Annotated in this window: 16 protein-coding genes and 1 pseudogene; 10 read left to right on the top strand and 7 right to left on the bottom strand. The window is 73.3% G+C overall.

The genetic code is table 11. The features are described from left to right. Window positions 1-131: 131 nt before the first annotated feature. A complete protein-coding gene (locus OG617_RS04460; RefSeq protein WP_405098915.1) occupies window positions 132-1,685 on the bottom strand; it encodes a M1 family metallopeptidase in 1,554 nt (517 codons plus the stop codon). A gap of 199 nt (window positions 1,686-1,884) precedes the next feature. Between OG617_RS04460 and OG617_RS04455 the strand changes: the two genes are divergently transcribed. From OG617_RS04455 to OG617_RS04445, 3 genes are all read left to right on the top strand, one after another. Further along, complete coding sequence (locus OG617_RS04455) at window positions 1,885-2,685, top strand: SGNH/GDSL hydrolase family protein (RefSeq protein ID WP_405098913.1); 801 nt, start codon at window positions 1,885-1,887, stop codon at window positions 2,683-2,685. A 156-nt stretch (window positions 2,686-2,841) separates the two neighbouring features. Continuing rightward, window positions 2,842-5,367 carry an FtsK/SpoIIIE domain-containing protein gene (locus tag OG617_RS04450; RefSeq protein ID WP_405098911.1) on the top strand — a complete coding sequence of 842 codons (2,526 nt, stop codon included), beginning with the start codon at window positions 2,842-2,844 and terminating at the stop codon, window positions 5,365-5,367. A 2-nt stretch (window positions 5,368-5,369) separates the two neighbouring features. Further along, window positions 5,370-6,254 (top strand): hypothetical protein, encoded by an 885-nt coding sequence (locus OG617_RS04445; protein WP_405098909.1) that lies wholly within the window; start codon window positions 5,370-5,372, stop codon window positions 6,252-6,254. A gap of 19 nt (window positions 6,255-6,273) precedes the next feature. Here OG617_RS04445 and OG617_RS04440 read toward each other — a convergent pair whose 3' ends face one another. Continuing rightward, a complete protein-coding gene (locus tag OG617_RS04440; RefSeq protein ID WP_405098907.1) occupies window positions 6,274-7,233 on the bottom strand; it encodes an FAD-dependent oxidoreductase in 960 nt (319 codons plus the stop codon). A gap of 219 nt (window positions 7,234-7,452) precedes the next feature. On the opposite strand from OG617_RS04440, the gene OG617_RS04435 reads away from it, so the two are divergent. The 3 genes and pseudogenes from OG617_RS04435 to OG617_RS04425 all read left to right on the top strand — a co-directional run. Beyond that, a complete protein-coding gene (locus OG617_RS04435; protein WP_405098905.1) occupies window positions 7,453-8,361 on the top strand; it encodes a LysR family transcriptional regulator in 909 nt (302 codons plus the stop codon). Window positions 8,362-8,447: 86 nt separating this feature from the next. Beyond that, window positions 8,448-8,900, top strand: coding sequence for a hypothetical protein (locus OG617_RS04430; RefSeq protein WP_405098903.1), 453 nt, complete (start codon window positions 8,448-8,450; stop codon window positions 8,898-8,900). A 63-nt stretch (window positions 8,901-8,963) separates the two neighbouring features. After that, window positions 8,964-10,070 (top strand): annotated as a pseudogene (locus OG617_RS04425) (class I SAM-dependent DNA methyltransferase); the annotation flags it as partial. Window positions 10,071-10,182: 112 nt separating this feature from the next. Here the strand turns inward: OG617_RS04425 and OG617_RS04420 are convergent. Together OG617_RS04420 and OG617_RS04415 are read right to left on the bottom strand one after the other, a co-directional pair. Next, window positions 10,183-11,325, bottom strand: coding sequence for a trypsin-like serine peptidase (locus OG617_RS04420; RefSeq protein WP_405098901.1), 1,143 nt, complete (start codon window positions 11,323-11,325; stop codon window positions 10,183-10,185). Between the two features lie 428 nt (window positions 11,326-11,753). Next, on the bottom strand, window positions 11,754-11,945 hold the full coding sequence (locus OG617_RS04415; RefSeq protein WP_405098899.1) for a helix-turn-helix transcriptional regulator: 192 nt from the start codon (window positions 11,943-11,945) through the stop codon (window positions 11,754-11,756). A 104-nt stretch (window positions 11,946-12,049) separates the two neighbouring features. Between OG617_RS04415 and OG617_RS04410 the strand changes: the two genes are divergently transcribed. From OG617_RS04410 to OG617_RS04395, 4 genes are all read left to right on the top strand, one after another. Further along, complete coding sequence (locus OG617_RS04410; RefSeq protein WP_161690106.1) at window positions 12,050-12,238, top strand: hypothetical protein; 189 nt, start codon at window positions 12,050-12,052, stop codon at window positions 12,236-12,238. Between the two features lie 210 nt (window positions 12,239-12,448). Further along, the gene (locus OG617_RS04405) at window positions 12,449-12,688 is read left to right on the top strand and encodes a hypothetical protein (protein WP_405098897.1); all 240 of its coding nucleotides are present in this window, start codon (window positions 12,449-12,451) and stop codon (window positions 12,686-12,688) included. Window positions 12,689-12,975: 287 nt separating this feature from the next. Continuing rightward, window positions 12,976-15,198 carry a M48 family metalloprotease gene (locus OG617_RS04400; protein ID WP_405098895.1) on the top strand — a complete coding sequence of 741 codons (2,223 nt, stop codon included), beginning with the start codon at window positions 12,976-12,978 and terminating at the stop codon, window positions 15,196-15,198. Between the two features lie 19 nt (window positions 15,199-15,217). Continuing rightward, window positions 15,218-15,634, top strand: coding sequence for an effector-associated constant component EACC1 (locus OG617_RS04395; RefSeq protein ID WP_405104102.1), 417 nt, complete (start codon window positions 15,218-15,220; stop codon window positions 15,632-15,634). Between the two features lie 38 nt (window positions 15,635-15,672). Here OG617_RS04395 and OG617_RS04390 read toward each other — a convergent pair whose 3' ends face one another. The 3 genes from OG617_RS04390 to OG617_RS04380 all read right to left on the bottom strand — a co-directional run bounded on the left by OG617_RS04390 (window position 15,673) and on the right by OG617_RS04380 (window position 18,917). Continuing rightward, window positions 15,673-16,119, bottom strand: a complete 447-nt coding sequence (locus OG617_RS04390; protein ID WP_405098893.1) for a nitroreductase family deazaflavin-dependent oxidoreductase — start codon at window positions 16,117-16,119, stop codon at window positions 15,673-15,675. 111 nt (window positions 16,120-16,230) lie between these two features. Beyond that, entirely contained in the window at window positions 16,231-17,103 is an 873-nt protein-coding gene (locus tag OG617_RS04385; protein WP_405098891.1) for an aldo/keto reductase, read from the bottom strand. A 188-nt stretch (window positions 17,104-17,291) separates the two neighbouring features. After that, window positions 17,292-18,917 (bottom strand): GMC family oxidoreductase, encoded by a 1,626-nt coding sequence (locus OG617_RS04380; RefSeq protein WP_405098889.1) that lies wholly within the window; start codon window positions 18,915-18,917, stop codon window positions 17,292-17,294. Between the last annotated feature and the right edge of the window lie 192 nt (window positions 18,918-19,109).

Genomic DNA, 19,109 nt, shown 5'->3' with positions numbered 1-19,109 from the left:
AGGCTCGCTGGGTCGCCGTGATGTGGTCCTACTGCGGCTGAGTCGTCTGCGACATCAGCTCCAAAGGCGACACGGGACCCCCGCCGGCGGCCGGCGGAGGCCCCGTGCCCCATACATCAATTGGGGATGGGTCAGTGGGCGAGGAGCCGGTGGGACTCGCGGAGCCTCGCCCACGACTTCGGCTCGGCCAGTTCGGTCGGCGCGGTGGCGGTGCGGGCGGCGGCCTCACCGGACAGCTCCGGGCGGCCCCTGGTGAACAGCCAGGTGGTGAACACCGCGTCCAGGTCCTGGCCGGAGGCCTGCTCGGCGAGGGCCTGGAACTGCTCGACCGTGCCGTTGCCGTGCCGGTGGGCGGCGGTCCACTGCGGCAGGATCCGGAAGAACGCGTCGTCGCCGACGGCCAGCCGGATCTGGTGCAGGGCCATCGCGCCCCGGTCGTAGACCGCCCCGTCGAAGATGTCGTTCGCGCCCGGGTCACCCGGCGGGACCTGCCAGAAGTCGTCGTCGGCCGGGTAGGTGGCGTAGGTGAAGTCGAACAGCTCCTGCGCGGTTCCCTCGCCCTGCTCCTCCGACCAGAGCCACTCGGCGTACGAGGCGAAGCCCTCGTTGAGCCAGATGTGCCGCCAGTCCGCCACCGAGACCGAGGCGCCGAACCACTGGTGGGCATTTTCGTGGACGATCACGTAGGTGTTCGACCCGCGCCGCCAGAAGCCCGGCCCGTACACCGGGCGGGTCTGCGTCTCCAGGGCGAAGCCGATTCCGTCGACCGGCCCGGCCACGCCGCCCTGCGCCTCGAACGGGTACGGCCCGAAGATCGTGCTCCCCCACTCGACGATCTCGGCGGTCCGCTCGATGCTGGCCCGCGCCGCGGGTGCGAGCGGGCCCAGCGTGGTGCTGTAGGCGTTGACCACCGGCTGCCCGTTCGGGGCGGTGTCGGTGACGATGTCGTACTGCCCGACGGCCAGGAACGACTCGTACGTCGCGCCGGGGCTGGTGCTGCGCCAGCTCCACCGCACCCGGTTGCCCGCCTCGGCCAGCGGCGGGCGCGGCTGCACGCCGTTGCTGACCACCTCGACCCCGGCCGGCACCGACACCGAGACGTCCCAGTTCGCCTTGTCGAGGGGGTGGTCGTTGCTCGGGTACCACCACCAGGCCGACTCGGGCTCGTTGACGGCGAGGCCGCCGTCGGCCGTCCGGGTCCAGCCGCTGTAGCCGTTGACCCGGGTCGTCGACGGCACGCCGGCGTACTTCACCACGATGGTCAGGGACTGGCCCTTGACGATCGGCCGGGGCGCGTTGATCGCCAACTCGTGGACGCCCTCCCGGGCGAAGGTGGCCGACCAGCCGTTGACCCGCACCGACTCGACGCCCAGCAGGAAGTCCAGGTTGAACCGGGACAGGTCCTGGGTGGCTCGGGCCAGGATCGTGGTGGTCCCGCTGAGCTGGTCGGTGGCCGGCTCGTAGCGCAGCCGGATGTCGTAGTGGTCGACGTCGTAGCCGCCGTTGCCGTAGTCGGGGAAGTAGCTGTCGCCCAGGCCTGGGCTGCCGGGGGTCGGCGCGGCGGGGGCGAGGGTCGGCCGGCCCCAGCCCGATCGGGCGGCGGCCTGGCCGGGGGCGCCGGTCACGGCCGTGCCGGCGGTGGTGACGGTCAGGGCGGCGATGGCCGCCGCGAGAACTCGTCGCACGAGGTGGACTCCCTCCGTCGGGGTGTACGCACGATCAAACTAATCGACAGATGTGAACATGTGTATCCCGTGGGCGAGTTCTCCGGGCTGTTCCCTATATCTAGATGTTTCGATAGCATTACCGTCCAGTAACCACCATCACCCTTGGCCACGCGCGCGGTCCCGAGGATCCACCACCCCTGTCCCGTGGAGGTTCTCCATGCCCCAACGCCCGCTGGCCCGCGCCCTGACCGCGCTGGTCGCCGTCCTCACCGCCGCCGTCGGGGCGGTGGCCGTCCCCGGCGCCGCCCAGGCTGCCGCAGCCGTCAACTACGTGGCCCTGGGTGACTCGTACTCCTCCGGCGTCGGCGCCGGCCCGTACGACCTGTCCACCTGCCTGCGCAGCGAGAAGTCGTACGCCCCGCTCTGGGCCGCCGCCAACCGGGTGACCAGCTTCAAGTTCCCGGCCTGCGGCGGCGCGGTCACCTCCGACGTCATCGACAGCCAGGTGAGCGCGCTGAGCATCGGCACCACCCTGGTCACCATCACCATCGGCGGCAATGACGCCGGCTTCGCAGACGTCATCACCAGCTGCCGGTTCGGCAGCACCAGCAGCTGCACGGACGCGGTGAACGAGGCGAAGGCCTTCGCCACCGGCGAGCTGCCCGGCCGGCTCGACCGCACCTACGCCGCGATCCGCGACCGGGCCCCGAACGCCCGGCTGATCGTGCTCGGCTACCCGCGCCTGTTCGAGACGGGCTCGTGCGGGCTGCTCGCGATGAGCACCTACAAGCGCACCATTCTCAACGAGGCGGCAGACCTGCTCGCCTCGGTGACCGCCGGCCGGGCCGCCGCGGCCGGGGCAACCTTCGCCGACACCCGCCCGTACTTCGCCGGGCATGGCGTCTGCGCCGCCGCGCCGTGGATCCGCGACGTCAGCGGCGTCATCGAGGCGTACCACCCGAACGCCGACGGCTACCGCTACGGCTACCTGCCGGCGCTGACCGCCGTCACCGGCTGACCCGGGCCCGCCCCCTGCTCAACGTCCGTCGGGGTCGCTCGGCCGGCCCCGCGGGCGGTACGCCCCGTCGCCGTCCTGGCTGCGGGACTGTCCGTCGCAGCCATGCGTCCGTTAGGGTTCGCTGGATCGGACGGCCATCGCGTGGGGGGCACAAGGGTGGGCAGGCTCGCGGCGGCGTACGGCCAGGCGGTCACCGCCCACCGGCAGGCCCGTGACCGGTTGGAACGGGCCCGGCTGGCCCTCGGCGCACCGCCGGCGGCCGTGACCGGCGCCGCCGAGGTCGTCGCCCGGCTGGCCCGCCTCGGCGGGCGGCTCGCCGCTCCCACCCCCGGCGTGACCCCGCTGACCGAGGCGCCCGCCGGAGTCCGGGTCGGCGAGGCGACCACCCTGGACGGTGGCTTCCCGGTGCTCGTACCGCTCGGCGGCGGCTACCACCTCACCGTCGACGCCGACGCCCGCGATCCCCGCGTCGGCGAGCTGCTGCGCGCGCTGGTGCTGCGGCTGCTCGCCACCGCCCCGGCCGGCACGGTCCGGGTCGCCGGGATCGACACGGTGGCCTTCGGGGCCACCTTCCTGCCGCTGCGCCCGCTGCTCGACGCCGGGGTGCTCGCCCCGCCCGCCACCACCGCCGCCGAGGTCGCCGCGCTGCTCGACGAGGCCGAGCGGCACGCCCGGGCGGCGCAGCACGCTGCCCCGGCCGCCCGGGAGCTGCTGGTGCTGGTCGCCGCCGCGGCGCCCTCGCCCCCGGATCTGGCGCGGCTCGCCGCGCTCACCCACGCCGGCCCGTCCGCCGCGGTCTGCGTGCTGCTCGCCGGCCACCCGCCGGCCGGCGCGGCCGACCCGCCGCCGCTGGGCGCGGCCACCGCGCTGCGGCTGATGCAGCGGTACGCCCACGTCGGCGACCCGCCCGGGTACCCGTTCAGCGGCGACGGCTCCGGGCTGGCCGCCCCCGTCGTGCTCGACGGCGACCTGCCGCCGGCCACCGTGGCCGCCCTCGCCGGGCACCTCGGCCCGGCCGTGCGCCGCGACGCCCCGCCCACCTTCGCCGACCTGCTGCCCGCCCGGCGTTGGGCCGAGTCGAGCGCCGCCGGGCTGTCCACCGTGGTCGGCCGGGCCGGGCGACAACCGGTCACCGTCGCCTTCGACGACGCGACCCCGCACTGGCTGGTCGCCGGGCGCACCGGCGCCGGCAAGACCGTCTTCCTGCTCGACGTCCTCTACGGGCTGGCCGCCCGCTACTCCCCGGCGCAGCTCCAGCTCTGGCTGCTCGACTTCAAGGAGGGCGTCAGCTTCACCGAGTTCGTCCCCACCGAGCGGGACCCGTCCTGGCTGCCGCACGCCCGTGCCGTCGGCATCGAATCCGACCGGGAGTACGGCCTCGCCGTGCTGCGCGAGCTGCGCCGGGAACTGAACCGGCGGGCGGGCGTGCTGAAGCGGCACGGTGTCACCAAGCTCGCCGACCTGCCCGGCGACGCGGCGGTGCCCCGGATCGTGGCGGTCGTCGACGAGTTCCAGGTGCTGCTCGCCGGCACCGACGCCGTGGCGCGGGAGGCCGTCGACCTGCTGGAGGAGTTGGCCCGCAAGGGCCGCTCGTACGGGGTGCACCTGGTGCTGGCCAGCCAGGCCACCACCGGAATCGAGTCGCTGTACGGGCGCGCCGAGGCGATCTTCGGGCAGTTCCCGCTGCGGGTGGCGCTGCCTGGCGGCGCGGGGGCGCTCGACCCGCTCAACGGTGCCGCCAACGCGCTGCCGATCGGCGCGGCCGTGTTGAACACCACCGCCGGGGCGGCCGGAGCCGACACCGTGGTCCGCTTCCCCGACGCGTACGCCGCCCGCGCCGACCTGGCCCGGCTGCGCCACGAGCTGTGGCGGGACCGGCCGGCCGGCGACAGCCCTCCGGCCGTCTTCCGGGGGTACGAGCCCGCGCGGCTGGAGGACGATCCCACCTTCGCCGGGCTGCGTCCCGGTGTCGGGCCCCCGGTCGTCCTGGTCGGCCGCACGGTCGACGTGGCCGGCAGCGCGGCGTCGTTCACCCTGGACGCCACCCCGGGCCGGCACCTGGCCGTGGTCGGCACCGCGACGGCGGGCGCGGACGTGCTGCGGGCCGCCGCCCTCAGCCTCGCCCGGCAGCACACCCCCGGCGAGGCCCGGTTCCTGCTCGCCCCGCTGGTGGCCGCCGCCGGCCCGGCGGCCGACGACACCGCCGCCGCGCTCGCCGCCGCCGGTCACCCGGTCGAGCGGCTCGACCAGGCCGCCCTGCGGGACCGGCTCGCAACCCTCGCCGCCACCCCGCCCGCCGGCCGGACCTATCTGGTGCTGTTCGGCGCGGACGCGGCGTCGGCCACCCTCGCCGGCGTCGACCCGGTCACCTTCCGCTCCGGCCACGACGACCTGCGCGCCCTGCTGCGCGAAGGCCCGGCCCGCGGGGTGCACCTGCTCGGTTGGTGGCGCGGGCTGCGCCGGCTCGCCGACGACCTCGGCGGGTCGCACCACCGCGACGACGCCGCCTGCCTCGTCGCGCTGAACGTCCCGGGTGCGGAGCTGGGGCTGCACCTGGGCGAGCACGACCTCGCCCACACCCCACGCGCCGACCGGGCGCTGCTGGTGGACCGGCACGACCAGCGCACCCGACTGATCGTGCCGTTCGCGTGGGCCGGGCACGAGCGGGACGAGGAGAGCTGACGGTGTCCACCTTCTCCGAGTACGCCGCCCTGGCCCGGCAACTCGCCGACCAGCGCCGCGAGACCGATCAGGACGCCGCCGCCGAGGCCGGCCGCCGCCGCGCCCTGCACACCATGCTCGACCAGCTGACCCGGCGCCTCGCCGTCCAGTCCCACCGCCTCGGCCAGCTCGGCCACGCCATCGGCCTGCCCGCCGACCCGGCACCCACCGCCGGGGGAGACCGCCCCGGGACGACCGCCCCTGGAAGCAGCGCCCCCGGCGTGACCGATCCCGGCCCGGGCGTCTCCGGGTCGGGTGGTTCCGGGGCGACGTCGTCCGGCGGGACCTCTGGGACGGGGGTGGTGTCCGACGGCGGCGCAGCCGCCGCGCCGGGGCGGCCGGGCGTCGGGGCGTACCCACCGGGGGCCTTGGGCGGGGCGGTGGTGGCGCTGCCGGCGGCGGCCGGGGTGCCCGCGCCCCGCGCCGGGGTTGCCGACCCGGCCGCGGAGCTGGCCGAGGCCCGGCGGCTCGCCGACGAGACCGACCGGCTGGTCCAGGTCGCCGAGGCCGTCGCCCGGCAACCGCCGCTGCTGCCGACCTGGTCGCCGCTGGCCCGGGCCCTGGCCGTGTACGTCGGCTGCGCGGCGGCCGGGGTGGTGCTGATGCTGATCATGGTGGTGGCCGCCGACCTGGCGGTGGTGGGCCTCGGTGCCCTCTACGCCGCCACCTGCGCCGGGCTGCCGGTGCTCTCCTTCGTCGCCGGGTACCTGGTGCTGGGCCGGTGGGGGCGGCCGGCGCTGGGCTCGGAGCAGCCGCCCCGGTTCGTCCCCCTCGGCTTCGTCACCTGCGTGCTGCTCGTGCCCCTCGCATACTGCGGCTACCTGGTGCTGTCCCGCCTCATGCACTGACCGCCGGCCACCGGGCGGGTCAGTCTCCCAGGGCCAGGCGGGCGACCTCGGCGGCGCAGCCCCAGGAGAGGGTGACTCCCGCGCCGCCGTGCCCGTACGCGTGCACGAGCCGGCCGCCGCCCGGTCCGGCCTGCTGCGCCTCCACTCGGGGACCGCCGTGCCGGGCCGGGCGGAGCCCGATCCGCTCACCGAGCACCGGCGCGTCGGCCAGCTCCGGCACCAGAGCCACGCAGCGGCGCCGGATCGCCGCCGCCGTCTCCAGGTCCGGCCCGGTGTCCCCCACCCCCGGCTGGAACGTGCCGCCGAGCACCACGTCGTGCCGGCGCGGGTGCACGTAGGTGATCCCGGCCGGGTCGTCCTCGTCGCGCATCGAGGTGGTCAGCCCCGGGTTCGCCACCAGCACGATGTGCCCGCGCACCGGATGCACCGCCGGGTCTGCGGCGAGCCAGCCGGCCGCCAGCCCGGTCGCGTTCACCACGGTGGGAGCCGCCTCGAACGCCTCGTCCAGCCGCTGCACCCGGCGGCGCAGCACCCGCCCGCCGCCCGCCTCGACCCGCTCGGTCAGCCACGCCAGGTACGGCGTCATCTCCACCGTGGGCGCGGTGAACCGCAGCAGCGTCGCGTACGGCTCGGCGGCCGGCTCGGCCGTCAGGTCCCCGGTTGCCTCCGCCCACCACGGCGGCCCCGCGTAGGGGTGGCGCAGCAGCATCCGGGTCGCCCGGTCCACCACCCCCGGCACCCCGCCGGCCGCCTGGCGGCTCAGTTCCGCGTGGGTCTCCCGGGCCCAGCGCAGCACCCGGGGGTCCTCCTCGGTGTGGCTCGGGTACCAGACCGCGGCGGCCACCGTCGACACGATGTCGGCCGGATCGTCCGCGGCCCACACCGTCACCCGCGCGCCCCGCTCCTGAAGCGTCACGGCGGCCGTCAGCCCGATCACCCCGCCGCCGACCACCACCACATCCGTCGTCTTCTCCGTCATCGCCCGCTCCCTCCGGTCGCCCACGGCCGTCGTGCCGTGGCTGTCGTCCGTTGCCTGTCCTCTGCCTCTTGTCCGTTGCCTGTCTTCCACGGCCGTCGTGCTGCTGCCGTCGTCGTGCTGCGGCAGTTGTGCCGTGGCTTCGGATCGTGCCCGGACGGGCGGTGCGCCGTCCAAGACGGAAACGGCAGTGGGCGATAAGCGGCGCTTATAATGGCGGCCATGCCCGACTCCCCGCCCCGGGACCCCTGGTGGGACCTGCGCCGGCTGCGATACTTCGCGGTGCTCGCCGAGGAGCTGCACTTCACCCGGGCCGCTGCCCGCCTGCACATCGCCCAGCCGGCGCTCAGCCAGCAGATCCGGGCCCTGGAACGCCAGCTCGGCGTCCCCCTCGTGCACCGCACCAGTCGGGGCTGTGTCCTGACCGAGGTGGGGCAACGGGTCGCCGCCGAGGCCGGCCGGCTGCTCGCCGAGGTCGACGCCGGCACCGACCGCATCCGAGACCTGGTGCGGGGCCGGGAGGGCCGGCTCCGGCTGGCGTACACCCGCTCGGCCCGGGGCGGCCGGGTGGACGCCCTGATGACCCGGTTTCGGGCCGCCCACCCCGACGTGGAGGTGGTCGCCGAGACCGCCTGGACCGCCCCGAACGTCGCCGGCCTGCTCGCCGGCCGGCTCGACGCGGCGTTCGTCCGCACGCCGGTCGAGGAGCCGGGCCTGAGGTGCCGGTTCGTCGAGGCCGAGGAACTGCTGCTCGCCCTGCCGACTGGGCATCCGCTGGCCGTCGGCCGCCGCCGGATCAGCCGGGCCGAGGTGGTCGACCTGCCCGCCGTGATGTGGCCGCGCGACAACGGCCCCGGCATGTTCGACCGGACCATCGCCCAGGTGTGGCCGCAGGGCGGCTTCCGCCTCGTCCGGCAGGAGCCGGACGACGAGCAACTGCTCCGCGCGGTCGCCGGGGGAGACGTGGTCGCGGCGGTGCCGGCCGGGCGCGCCCGAGCGCTGAAGGTGCCGGGGGTACGGCTGCGCCGGTTCACCGCCCCGACCCCGACGGTGGACGTGCGCCTGGCCTGGCCCCGCGACACCACGAACCCGGCCGTCCACCACCTCCTAGCCCAACTCGACGACGCCTGACCGACCCGGGGCTGCGGCCCCGACATGCCGCATTCGCTCTCGGCATTCGCGGACCTTGGACAGTTGTCGTCTGCTGTGGACGATAGGTGTCCAAGGTCCGGCGGCGGGCCGGGTCGGGCGACGGGGAGGTGCCGGTGAGCGGCGAGTTGGACGGGTTCGTCATCGGGTATGTGCCGGCGGGGATCGGCGCGGAGGTGTCCGACTTCGCCAGCGAGTGGGAGGACGTGCGCTTCCGTACCCGGGTGTGGGAGCGGCAGGTCGAGGTGGGCTACCGGGTCGACCTGCGGGTGCACGTCCTACGCGGCGGCGGGCTGGGCACCCTCGACGAGCTGCGCGACTTCCTCGCCGGCTACCACGAGCGGGACGCGGCGCGGTGGCGGCCCACCGAGTTCTCCGACGGCGACGTCACCGGGCTCGTCGGCGACGGCGAGGCGTTCCGGCTGGTCGGGCCCGGGGTCGCGCTCGACGTGCTGGCGGACCCGGAGCTGGTGCCGGAGGCGGAGTTGCGCGCGGTGCTCATCCAGATCCACCCGGGCTGAGCCTGCGGCGGCGCCCTGATTGGCAAGCAGGAGTAGCCGGGCACTGGGGTCGACGTCAAGGGCGACGCGTACGAGGAGCTGCTGGCCAAGGGCGCGGAGGACGCGAAGTCCGGCGCAGGCCAGTACTTCACCCCGCGCGCCCTGACCGCCGCGATGGTCGACTGCATGCTGCCCACCCCCGACGACAGCATCACCGACCCGGCCTGCGGCACGGGCGGCTTCCTGCTGGCGGCGTTCGAGCGCATCCAGCGCCACCACGGCAGCGCGCTCACCCCGGATCAGCGGCGGGGGATCGCCAACGGGGCGATCACCGGCACCGAGCTGGTCGACGGCACCGCGCGGCTGGCGGCGATGAACATGCTGCTGCACGGCATCGGCACCCCCAACGGCCGGTCGCTGATCACCGTGCGGGACGCCCTCGGCAGGGAGCCGGAGAGCCGGGTCAGCCTGGTGCTCGCCAACCCGCCGTTCGGGCGCAGCTCGTCGATCCGGATGGCCGGGGAGGGCGGCAAGGCCAGCCGGGAGGAGCGCGAGATCGAGCGTGCCGACTTCTGGGCCACCACCGCCAACAAGCAGCTCAACTTCGTCCAGCACATCGCCGCGCTGCTGGAAATCAACGGGCGGGCGGCGGTCGTCCTGCCGGACAACGTGCTCTTCGAGGGCGGCGCGGGGGAGACCATCCGGCGGCGGCTGCTCAAGCAGTACGACCTGCACACCATGCTGCGCCTGCCCACCGGCATCTTCTACGCCGGCGGCGTGAAGGCCAACGTGCTGTTCTTCGAGCGTAAGCGCGCCCGCGAGCAGCCGTGGAGCGAAAAGCTCTGGGTGTACGACTTCCGCACCAACGAGCACTTCACGCTCAAGCAGAACCCGCTGCGCCGGGAACACCTCCAGGACTTCGTCGACTGCTACCTGCCGGGCAAGGACCGGTCGGAGCGGGTGGAGACCGAACGGTTCCGGGCCTTCTCGTACGACGAGCTGATCGCCCGCGACAAGGTCAACCTCGACATCACCTGGTTGAAGGACGCCTCCCTGGAGGACGCCGACGCGCTGCTGCCACCCGAGGTGATCGCGCAGGAGATCGTCGAGGATCTACAGGCGGCGCTACGCGAGTTCGCCGCCATCGCCGAAGCGCTCGGCGCGTCGGGCTCGCGAGTCGACCCGGACTGATCGCCGTCCCTTGGGGCGGAGTGAGACGGCGGGCTGCCCGGCCGGTCGGTCCGACCGGGCAGCCCTCTTCCGAACTGAGCGCCAACTCGGCGGCGGTGCTCCGATCAGATCATCAGGACGGAGTGTAGTTCTTCACCTCGTCGTAGAATTCGCGCGTGCTCATCCCGTAGTAGGGCGAGAACATGTGTCCCCGAACACCGTCCACCGTGAAGGCGTTGTGCCCGTTCACCAGGCCGGTCACGCCGTTGAACTCAGCCAGCCAGTAGCCGCCCGAGCTTCCACCGTTCATCCCGCTCAGCATGTAGCTGACGCTGGCTCCGGCGTCGCCTGACGGACTGTTTGCTCGCCACAGAAGCTCCCCGTTGAACGGCGCTTCGGCCGGGTATCCGAAAGCGGCGATAGACGGGTAGTAGGGCAGGCTGAAGGCGATGCCCTGCGAGCCCACCACATTTTGGAGCAGCTTGTCACCGCGGAACTGCATGATCACTGCACCCAGGTCACTGTACTGCCTCTTGTAGTCGATCCAGTCACGAGCGGCGAACAAGGCAGCGGCATACCAGATGCCGTAGGGGGCGACAGGATTTCCGTAAGAGTTCAGGGTGTAGTTCGGCACGAAGATCCAGTTGTGAGCCCAGGTGCCACTACTGCCACCCCCGTGCACGCAGTGGCCGGCGGTCCACACCAGCGCCTTGCCCGGGCTGCTCACCACCCCGGCCGAGCAGACCATTTCCTGTCCTCCCATGGTGAAGAAGACCTTGCCCATGGTCCGGGCCACCTGGTGACCCGTCGGGTAGTCGGGCAGGTAGGTGTTGGGGCTGGTGACCGGAGGGGGCTCGTTGGGCGGGATGGCGTTGGGGGTTACGACAGCGTTCCCGTTGGTCGTGGCGACCTCCGCCGGGGGTGCGACCGTCGGGGCGGCCGGTGGAACGATGACAGGCTCCTGGGCGCGATCGATCCCGGCCCCGGCCGGGAGGGTGGTGCCAGGCTCCATGGTCTTACGCAGCACCGTCTCCACCGGGCGGGCGTTGCGCATCCGTTCCGGAGTCCAGTACTCGGCTAGAGCCCGGTTACGGGCGGCGGGGTCGGTGCCTTTAACCTTCCGGGCCACATCTGGGCTGAGCTGGGCCGAGGTCCCGGCCGCCTGCCTTAGCTGCGACGACGAGGAGTCGACCGCGCTGGCCGGCCCCGCTGCCGAGGCCACGGCCACCGTGAACGTTGTGATCACGATGAGACTGCGGCGCAAACTTCGCAGCATGCTACCTCCGAGTGCGAGAAATGATGATCGAAGACTAGGCATCCGGATGCCGCTGAACTGTCGCCTGCCGGACGATTTGATCATCGGGATTGAGTGGACGTCGGCAAGGATGATGTGCGTCGGGTGGCGGTGAGGCAGGGTCATTGCGTAGTCGGGTAACTACTGGTCAGGGCGGTGATGAGGCCGTGGGGCGGCGGTTGGCGTGTCGCTGCCGGACTCTCCCGGCGTGGCATGACCCTCACCGTCGAGGGTGTGCTCGTGCCAAGGCGCAGCACGCCCGGGTGGAGCAGAAGTGGACTCCGGGCCGCTGGGCTTCCCTTGCGTGAGCGGTCCCGCCGAGTAGCGCAGGAGATGCTCGGCGAGAGCGGGAAGCTGGCCCCTGCGGGATGATCTGAGCCCGACCTGCCAACGGTGCGGCGGCTGCCCGGTCAGCCCGGAATGTCGTCCTCGGTCGGGCGGGGCTGGCGGTACTTCTTGATCCACTCTTCGACGTCCTCGGCCAACCACACCTTCATGCCGCGTAGCTCCTGGTAGGGCTTCGGGAAGGTGGGGTACCGGGCGAGCTGCTGGAACCGCTGCCGCGAGACGCCCAGGCGTTCGGCGATCTCGTAGGGCCCCATCAGGCTCCCCGGGCCACGCTCCATGGGGGCTGAAAGTAGTTAGGTGATTACTGTCTGATCGGCTATTGCCATTTGACTCGTTGTCCTACCGGGATCGTGGCCGTATGCGGCGACGAGTGTCCTTCAAGGAGTATCTGCTCGCTACGGCCATGACCCTGGCCCGCCGGCACCGGCCGGTCTGGTCGTGGATCAGGTGGCGGTACGTCTGCAAGTGCGGCAACGAGCTGCCCTGCCGGCACAGACACCGGATCCCCATCAGCCGGAACAACTGGCCGGGGGAGGAGGACCAGTGACCGCACACGGCCCGTCCTGCCACTCTGGCTCTGCGCCGGCTGCTCCGCCCCTTGGCCCTGCGCCACCCGCCGCAACGAACTGCTCCAGGAGTACGCGACCGCGCCGATCTCCCTCGCGCTCTTGATGGGCTCGTATTACGTGGCCGCCAGCCAGGACATCACCTGGGCCCCGGCCGGCACGCTCCACCGACGCTTCCTCGGCTGGGTGCGGTGACCGCCCTCCGGGCCGGGATGCTCCTCCACCTGACCAGTGCGGCGAGCCCGCAGTTCGTCCGGCCGATCTTCTTCCGGCTGATCCGCGTGCACGCCGACTGGATCACCTACTACGGCTGGATCTGGCTCGACGGCTACCAGCTCGACGCCAAGGGCGACGCGGTGGCGCGACGGTCACTCTTCGTCCAGGAGGCCGGGCTCCGGGTGCTGAAGTCCGACGCCCCGCCCCGTTCGTGAGCAGAGGCGTGTCGCGCGGGACTCCGCCCCCAACCACTCGCCTGATCGCACTGGAATTCGGGTCTATCCGCTGCCGTTCATCGTCGGATCCCTGACCGATTATCGGTAGCGAGATGGATTCGGATGCCGGTAACGTTGTCCGACGTCGATTCCCCGCACGTTTCGACGTCAATCTCACGACTAGGCAATTTCGTCGGTCGCTCCAACGGCCGGCCGATACGCCATGCCTGAGCCCGTCCGCCCTCCGCCGCTCCCGGGGGAGGGCGTCTCAGTCGAGGAGGCGCCCCGTGCGCGATCCCGATCCTGACCAGGTCAGACCCGCCATTGAGGAACCGCCCGCCGGGGACCCACCCACCGGGCCGCAGCCGACGACCGGGTCGAACCGGATCGAGCAGCGCTTCGCCAACCGTCCGCCGGGATATCCGAACGCGCTGGTCTGGCTGCGCGCCGGCATCATGCGGGACTGGCGCGGGGTGCTCGGCGCGTTCGTGGCCACCTGGTTCTACGTACCCGTGGCCCTGCTCGCCGCCGTGTACGGCGCGTTCAGCCTCGCGGTCATCGGCCTGATCGGCGGCACCCAGGTGGCCGAGTCCGTGCCGCAGGAACTGCGGGACGCACCGCTGATCGGCGGCCTGATCGACGCCTTCCTCACCCGGTCCGGGGGCGTGCTCGGCGGCTTCATCGGGTTCGGGGTGGGATTCCTGGTCGGTTTCCTGGTGCTGCTGGTGCTGCCCTGGCGCACCGTGGTCGACGAGCCGGCGACCCTGTTCACCGGCCTGGCCGGCATGGTGGCCGCCGCCGCGCTGGTCGGCCTGCTCTACACCCTCTACCGGGTGCTGCTGGAGCCCTGGCTGCTGAGCGTCTCCGGGGCCCGGCGGCTCAGCCGCCGGGAGACCGAAAGACTTCGACCCATCCTGTACGACTGCGCGCAGCGCCTCGGCCTGCCGAGCGTTCCCCGGCTGCTGATCGAGGACAACACGGTGCTGACCAACGCGCGGGCGTACTCCCGGCACGTGGTGGTCACCACCAGCCTGCTCACTGAGTCCGACGAGGACATCGCGGCCCTGCTCAGCCACGAGTTGGTGCACTGGCGCACCGGCGACGAGGTGACCAGCGCGTTCGTCCGGGGGGTCGCGCTGCCGCTGGTGCTGATCCACGCTGTGCCGACCTGGCTGATGCGGACCTTCCCCCACCCGGTCACCGACTTCCTGCTCTTCGTCTTCTTCTGGCCGGTGCTGCTCACCATGAAGTACGTGGTGCTGCCGCTGCACTCCCGGGACGTCCGGGCCGCCGAGTACCGCGCCGACGCCGGCGCCGTGCTCGCCGGTCACGCGCAGGGCATGCGGGACATGCTGGAGCAGCGCAAGTCCTTCGAGAGCGGGCGCAGCGGTTGGGACGAGGCGGTCTGCGCCACCCACCCGGCCTCGGAACTGCGGCTGGACCGGCTGGAGCGGCTCTGTCCGGTCACCGAGGCCGGTGGGGTCCGGGCTGACGACGACGCGATTCTGGTCAGCTCGGCGGACCTCTTTCCCGGGCCGGGGTCGGTGGCGAACCGGCAAACCCTGGTGGTGGCCGGCGCGCTGGCGCTGGTCTGCTGCCTCGGCGGCACCCTGCTCACGGTGACGCAGTGGGCGCTGTTCCGGCCCCAGGTGGTGGTCGGCGACTACTTCTCGGCCCTCGACGACCACGACGGCAGGGAGGCCCTGTCGCTGCTGGACCCGGACGTGCGGGCCGGCCTGGACGGCGACCAGCTCGCCGCGATGGTCGGGGCGAAGGGCTACCAGCCGCCCACCGACGTGAAGGTGACGTCGATGAAGCGCGACGGCGACGAGGCGGTCGCCACGGTGGCCTTCACCCTCGCCGGCCAGCAGGTGACCTCGGAACTGCCCCTGCGGCGGGAGGAGTCGGCCACCCTCGGGCTGTTCCACGGCTGGCGGATCACCGCCGGCCTGACGGCGCTGAGCCTTCCGGGAGTGCCGGGGCTGACCGTCAACGGGGTGCCGGTGCCGGTGGCCGAGGAGGGCACCGTCGTGGCGCTGCTGCCTGGGGCGTACACCCTGGGCGGTGCGAGCAACGCCCTCAGCGAGACGCCGTCGCAGACCGTCGCAGTCCGGCCCGGCCAGGACAGCGTGTCGAACGTGCGGCTCACGCCGACGCTGACCGCGACCGGGCAGGAGGCGGCGGAGCAGAGCGTCCGGCAGTACCTGGACGCCTGCGCCGCGACGACGGTGGCCGCGCCGGAGAACTGCCCGTTCCGCTTCTACAACGGCGCGCCGGTCCAGAAGATCGCCTGGAAGATCATCGAGTACCCGAAGATCCAGATGGAGCTGACCGGCCCGACCACGGCCCGGGTGAGCACGCCGTACGAGACGCAGGGGTCGGCTCGGGCGACCGGCAGCACCGCAGGCTTCTCCGGGACCACCCCGTTCACCGAGGACGAGACCTTCGGTGTCAGCGGAGTCCTGTCGCTGGTCGAGGGGAAGCTGACGTTCCGAGCCGGCGACGAGTAGGAGAAAACCCGTGACCGACATGTCGACCCGGCCCGGGCGACCCGTACGACTGGTGCTGACCCCGCGCGCCGGCCGGCCGCCCCGGGTGCCGCTGCTGGCCTTCATCCACCAGCATCCGGAGTTCCGCGCGGCGGTGCGGGACGCCGGCGGCGGGCGGACCGGCGGCCGACCCGGCTTCAGCGACGCGGTGATCATCGCGGTGGTGGCCCAGGGGCTGCTGCCGGGGCTGTTCAGCCTGTTGCAGAGCTGGGTCGACCAGCAGCGCACCGAGGCGAGCATCCGCATCCAGGTGGGCGACGCCGAGGTGGAGGTCCAGGTCAACGGCCGGACGGACGCGACGAAGCTGCTCGACCAGGCGACTCGGGCGCTGCGGCAGGCCGGGGGAGTGGGCGCGGACCAGCCCGACCAGCCCGACCAGGCCGGCCCGGCCGCCTGATCGACGGGCCTGACCGGCGTGGCCCCGAGCCCCGCCGGTCAGGCCCGCTCGATCACCACGACCGGGATCTCCCGGTCGGTGTCGCGCTGGTAACCGGCGTACCGGGGGAAGACCTTCGTCATCAGCTCGAACAGCCGGGACCGCTCCTCGCCGGAGACCGTCCGGGCCCGGCCCCGGAACCGTTCGGCACCGATCTGCACCTCCACCTCCGGGTCGGCGGCGAGGTTCAGGTACCAGTTCGGGTGCGCCGCCGCGCCCCCGTTGGAGGCGACCAGCACGACCCGGTCGCCGCCGTCCCGGCCGTAGTACAACGCCGTCCGCCGCAGGGTGCCGGACCTGCGGCCCCGGGTGGTGACCAGCAGCGCGTCGTAGCCCTGGTACCTGGCCCCCTCGGCGCCGTCGGTCGCCACGTACCGCCGTACGTGCTTGGCCACCCAGCCGACCGGGCTCTCCTCGATCGTCTCGTCCTGCTCCGGTGCGGCCATGCCGTCGCCTCCTCGCGCTCGCGGGACACCCCTGCGTCCCCCATCGGAGGGTAACGACCGCCTGCCCGGCCGTGGGACCGTCGCCGGGCCGGGTGCGGGGTCGACCGGCGCTCAGGCGGCCTTCGCCAGGGCCTCGTACTCGTCGTCGGTGAGTCGCACCTCGGCGGCGGCCACATTCTCCTCGAGGTGCGCCACCGACGACGTTCCCGGGATGGGGAGCACGACCGGCGAGCGGCGCAGCAGCCAGGCGAGCGCGAGCTGCGCGGGCGTCGCCCCGTGCCCGGTGGAGATCGCGTCCAGCGGCCCGCCCGGCTTCGCCAGGTTGCCGGTGGCCATCGGGAACCACGGAATGAACGCCAGGTCGTTGCGTTCGCAGTAGTCGAGGACGCCCTCGGCGCTGCGGTCGGCCAGGTTGTAGAGGTTCTGCACCGACACGATCGGGGTGATCTCCCGGGCCGCCTCGATCTCATCCACGGTCACCTCGGAGAGCCCGATGTGCCGGATCTTGCCCTCCTGCTTGAGCAGTGCCAGCTCGCCGAGCTGGTCGGCCAGCGGCACCTGGGCGTCGATCCGGTGCAGCTGGTACAGCCCGATGGCGTCCAGGCCGAGGTGGCGCAGGCTCAGCTCGCACTGCTGGCGCAGGTACTCCGGCCGGCCCACCGGCCGCCAGTCGGCCGGGCCGGCGCGGGTCAGCCCGGCCTTGGTCGCGATGACCAGGTCGTCGGCGTACGGGTGCAGCGCCTCCCTGATCAGCATCTCCGAGACGAACGGGCCGTACGAGTCCGCGGTGTCGATGAAGGTGACGCCCAGCTCGTACGCCCGGCGCAGCACCCGCACCGCCTCGGCCGGGTCCAACGGATCGCCCCAGACGCCCGGCCCGGTGAGCTGCATTGCCCCGTAGCCGAGCCGGTCGACCTGGAGGTCGCCGCCGATCCGGTACGTGCCGGAGGCCTTCGCGGGCTGCCTGCCAGCGTCGTTGCCCATGAGAGGAACCCCAATCCCCGTGTGCCGTCGTCGGCGGACCCCGACGTCCTACGGTGGCATTCCCCCGGATCGCGGCCCGCACGCCGATCGCGGGGTGTGCCCGGCGACACCGGGTCAGGGCCGCAGGTGCAGGGGAGCGGGCATGTGGTCGAGGTGGGCGTGCCGGAACGGTTCCCACGCCCAGGGAGCTATGCCGCCGATCCGACACCCGTCGGCTGCGCCGCCCGGCCCAGGATCAGGTCGGCTGCCCGCCAGGCCAGCGCCATCACCGGGGCGTTGAGGTAACCCGACACCAGCACCGGCAGCACGGAGGCGTCCACCACCCGCAGCCCGTCGATCCCGCGCACCCGCAGCCGGGGGTCGACGACGTGCTCGTCGCCCGGCCCCATCGCGCAGGTGCCCACCGCGTGGTACCCGCAGTAGCCCAGCGCCAGCGTCGCCTCGACGATCTCCCGGTCGTCGCGCACCTCCGGGCCGGGCACGGTCTCCACCGCGATCCGCCCGGCGATCGGGTCGGTCGCGAACAGCTCCCGCATCCGCCGGAAGGCGTTCACGGCGACCCGCCGGTCGTGCGGGGTGTCGAGGTAGTTGGCGATGATCCGGGGCGGGGTCGACGGGTCGGCCGAGGTGATGGCGAGGCTGCCCTCGCTGTCCGGCCGGGTGACCGTGCACAGCCCCATCATCCCCGGCTCGGTCTCCAGCTCCAGCGCGTGACCCGGGCGGCGTGGGGCCGCCGAGAAGGGCGCGACCAGCAACTGTGCGTCCGGATGATCGACGTCGGGGGTGGAGCGGATGTGCGCCCCGATGTCCTGCACGGGCAGGCTCAGCGGCCCGCTCCGGGTCAGCGCGTACCGCAGCGCGGCCAGCCCCTGCCCGACCAGGCTGCCCAGCATGTGGTTGTAGCCGCCGTTGCCGGCCAGCCGGAACTGCACCGGCGTCGACCGGTGCTCGCGCAGCCCGCGCCCCACCCGGGGCCGGTCCAGCAGCACGTTTACCCCGGCCCGGCGCAGCGTGTCCGCCGGCCCGATTCCGGAGACCTGCAACAGCTGTGGGCTGGCGATCGCCCCGGCGGCGAGGATCACCTCGGCCGAGGCGGCGTAGTCGACCGTCCGTCCGCCGCGGCGGGCCCGCACCCCGATGGCCCGGCCGGCGTGTACGAGGATCCGCAGCACCTCCGTCTCCACGGCCACGGTCAGGTTGGGCCGGTCCCGGACCGGGTGCAGGAACGCGTCGGCGGCGCTGACCCGGCGTCCGTCGCGGATCGTCGCGGTGACGTAGCCGATCCGCTCGCCGTCCTCGGCGTTCAGGTCGTCCACCCGGCGCCAGCCCAGCGCCTCCCCGGCGCCGATCGTCGCCTCGCACAGCTCGTCGGTGCCGGTCGCCGAGGACAGCCGCAGCGGCCCGCCCGCGCCACGCATCTCGGAGGCGCCCAGCGGGTGGTCCTCCAGCCGTTTGAAGATCGGCAGCAGGGTGTCCCAGCCCCAGCCTGGGTTGCCCAGCTGCTCCAGCCCGTCCCAGTCGACCCGGTCGCCCCGGCCGTACACCATGCCGTTGATGGAGCTGGATCCGCCGACCAGCCGGCCGCGCTGCCACACCTCGCGCCGCGCGGGCGCCGCCTCCGCCGGGTAGTGCCAGGCGGTGCGCCGGTCGTCCATCAGCCGGCTGAACCCCTTCGGCAGCCGCACGAAGGGGCTGCGGTCCCAGCCGCCCGCCTCGACCAGCAGCACCCGGGTCGCCGGGTCCTCGCTCAGCCGGTTCGCCAGCACGCACCCGGCGGCGCCCGCGCCCACCACGACGTAGTCGTACTCCTGCATGGGGCCCCTCGCTTCGACGGATACGAGAACCACTCAGAAGGTAGTTGCTCGGCCACCGAGGGGGAACAGGGGGTCGCCCCCCGCGTCCGACGGGTCACCCCGCGTGGCGGGATTGGGCCGGGCCGGGTCGCCGCCCAGCGCGCCGCCGATCCGGGGCCGCACCCGCCGAGCGCGCCCAGGGCGTCGGTGACG

The sequence above is a fragment of the Micromonospora sp. NBC_01412 genome (assembly GCF_045040215.1).
GTDB classification, from domain to species: Bacteria; Actinomycetota; Actinomycetes; order Mycobacteriales; family Micromonosporaceae; genus Micromonospora; species Micromonospora rubida.
Note: the sequence above shows the minus strand (reverse complement) of the source record. Positions and strands in the feature narration are given on the sequence as shown.

Excerpts from the sequence above, each read along its gene's own strand:
- OG617_RS04440 (WP_405098907.1), bottom strand. The coding sequence starts at position 7,233 with ATGACGGAGAAGACGACGGATGTGGTGGTGGTCGGCGGCGGGGTGATC.
- OG617_RS04390 (WP_405098893.1), bottom strand. The coding sequence starts at position 16,119 with ATGGCCGCACCGGAGCAGGACGAGACGATCGAGGAGAGCCCGGTCGGC.
- OG617_RS04385 (WP_405098891.1), bottom strand. The coding sequence starts at position 17,103 with ATGGGCAACGACGCTGGCAGGCAGCCCGCGAAGGCCTCCGGCACGTAC.
- OG617_RS04420 (WP_405098901.1), bottom strand. The coding sequence starts at position 11,325 with ATGCTGCGAAGTTTGCGCCGCAGTCTCATCGTGATCACAACGTTCACG.
- OG617_RS04395 (WP_405104102.1), top strand. The coding sequence starts at position 15,218 with ATGTCGACCCGGCCCGGGCGACCCGTACGACTGGTGCTGACCCCGCGC.
- OG617_RS04435 (WP_405098905.1), top strand. The coding sequence starts at position 7,453 with ATGCCCGACTCCCCGCCCCGGGACCCCTGGTGGGACCTGCGCCGGCTG.
- OG617_RS04410 (WP_161690106.1), top strand. The coding sequence starts at position 12,050 with ATGCGGCGACGAGTGTCCTTCAAGGAGTATCTGCTCGCTACGGCCATG.
- OG617_RS04380 (WP_405098889.1), bottom strand. The coding sequence starts at position 18,917 with ATGCAGGAGTACGACTACGTCGTGGTGGGCGCGGGCGCCGCCGGGTGC.
- OG617_RS04455 (WP_405098913.1), top strand. The coding sequence starts at position 1,885 with ATGCCCCAACGCCCGCTGGCCCGCGCCCTGACCGCGCTGGTCGCCGTC.
- OG617_RS04415 (WP_405098899.1), bottom strand. The coding sequence starts at position 11,945 with ATGGGGCCCTACGAGATCGCCGAACGCCTGGGCGTCTCGCGGCAGCGG.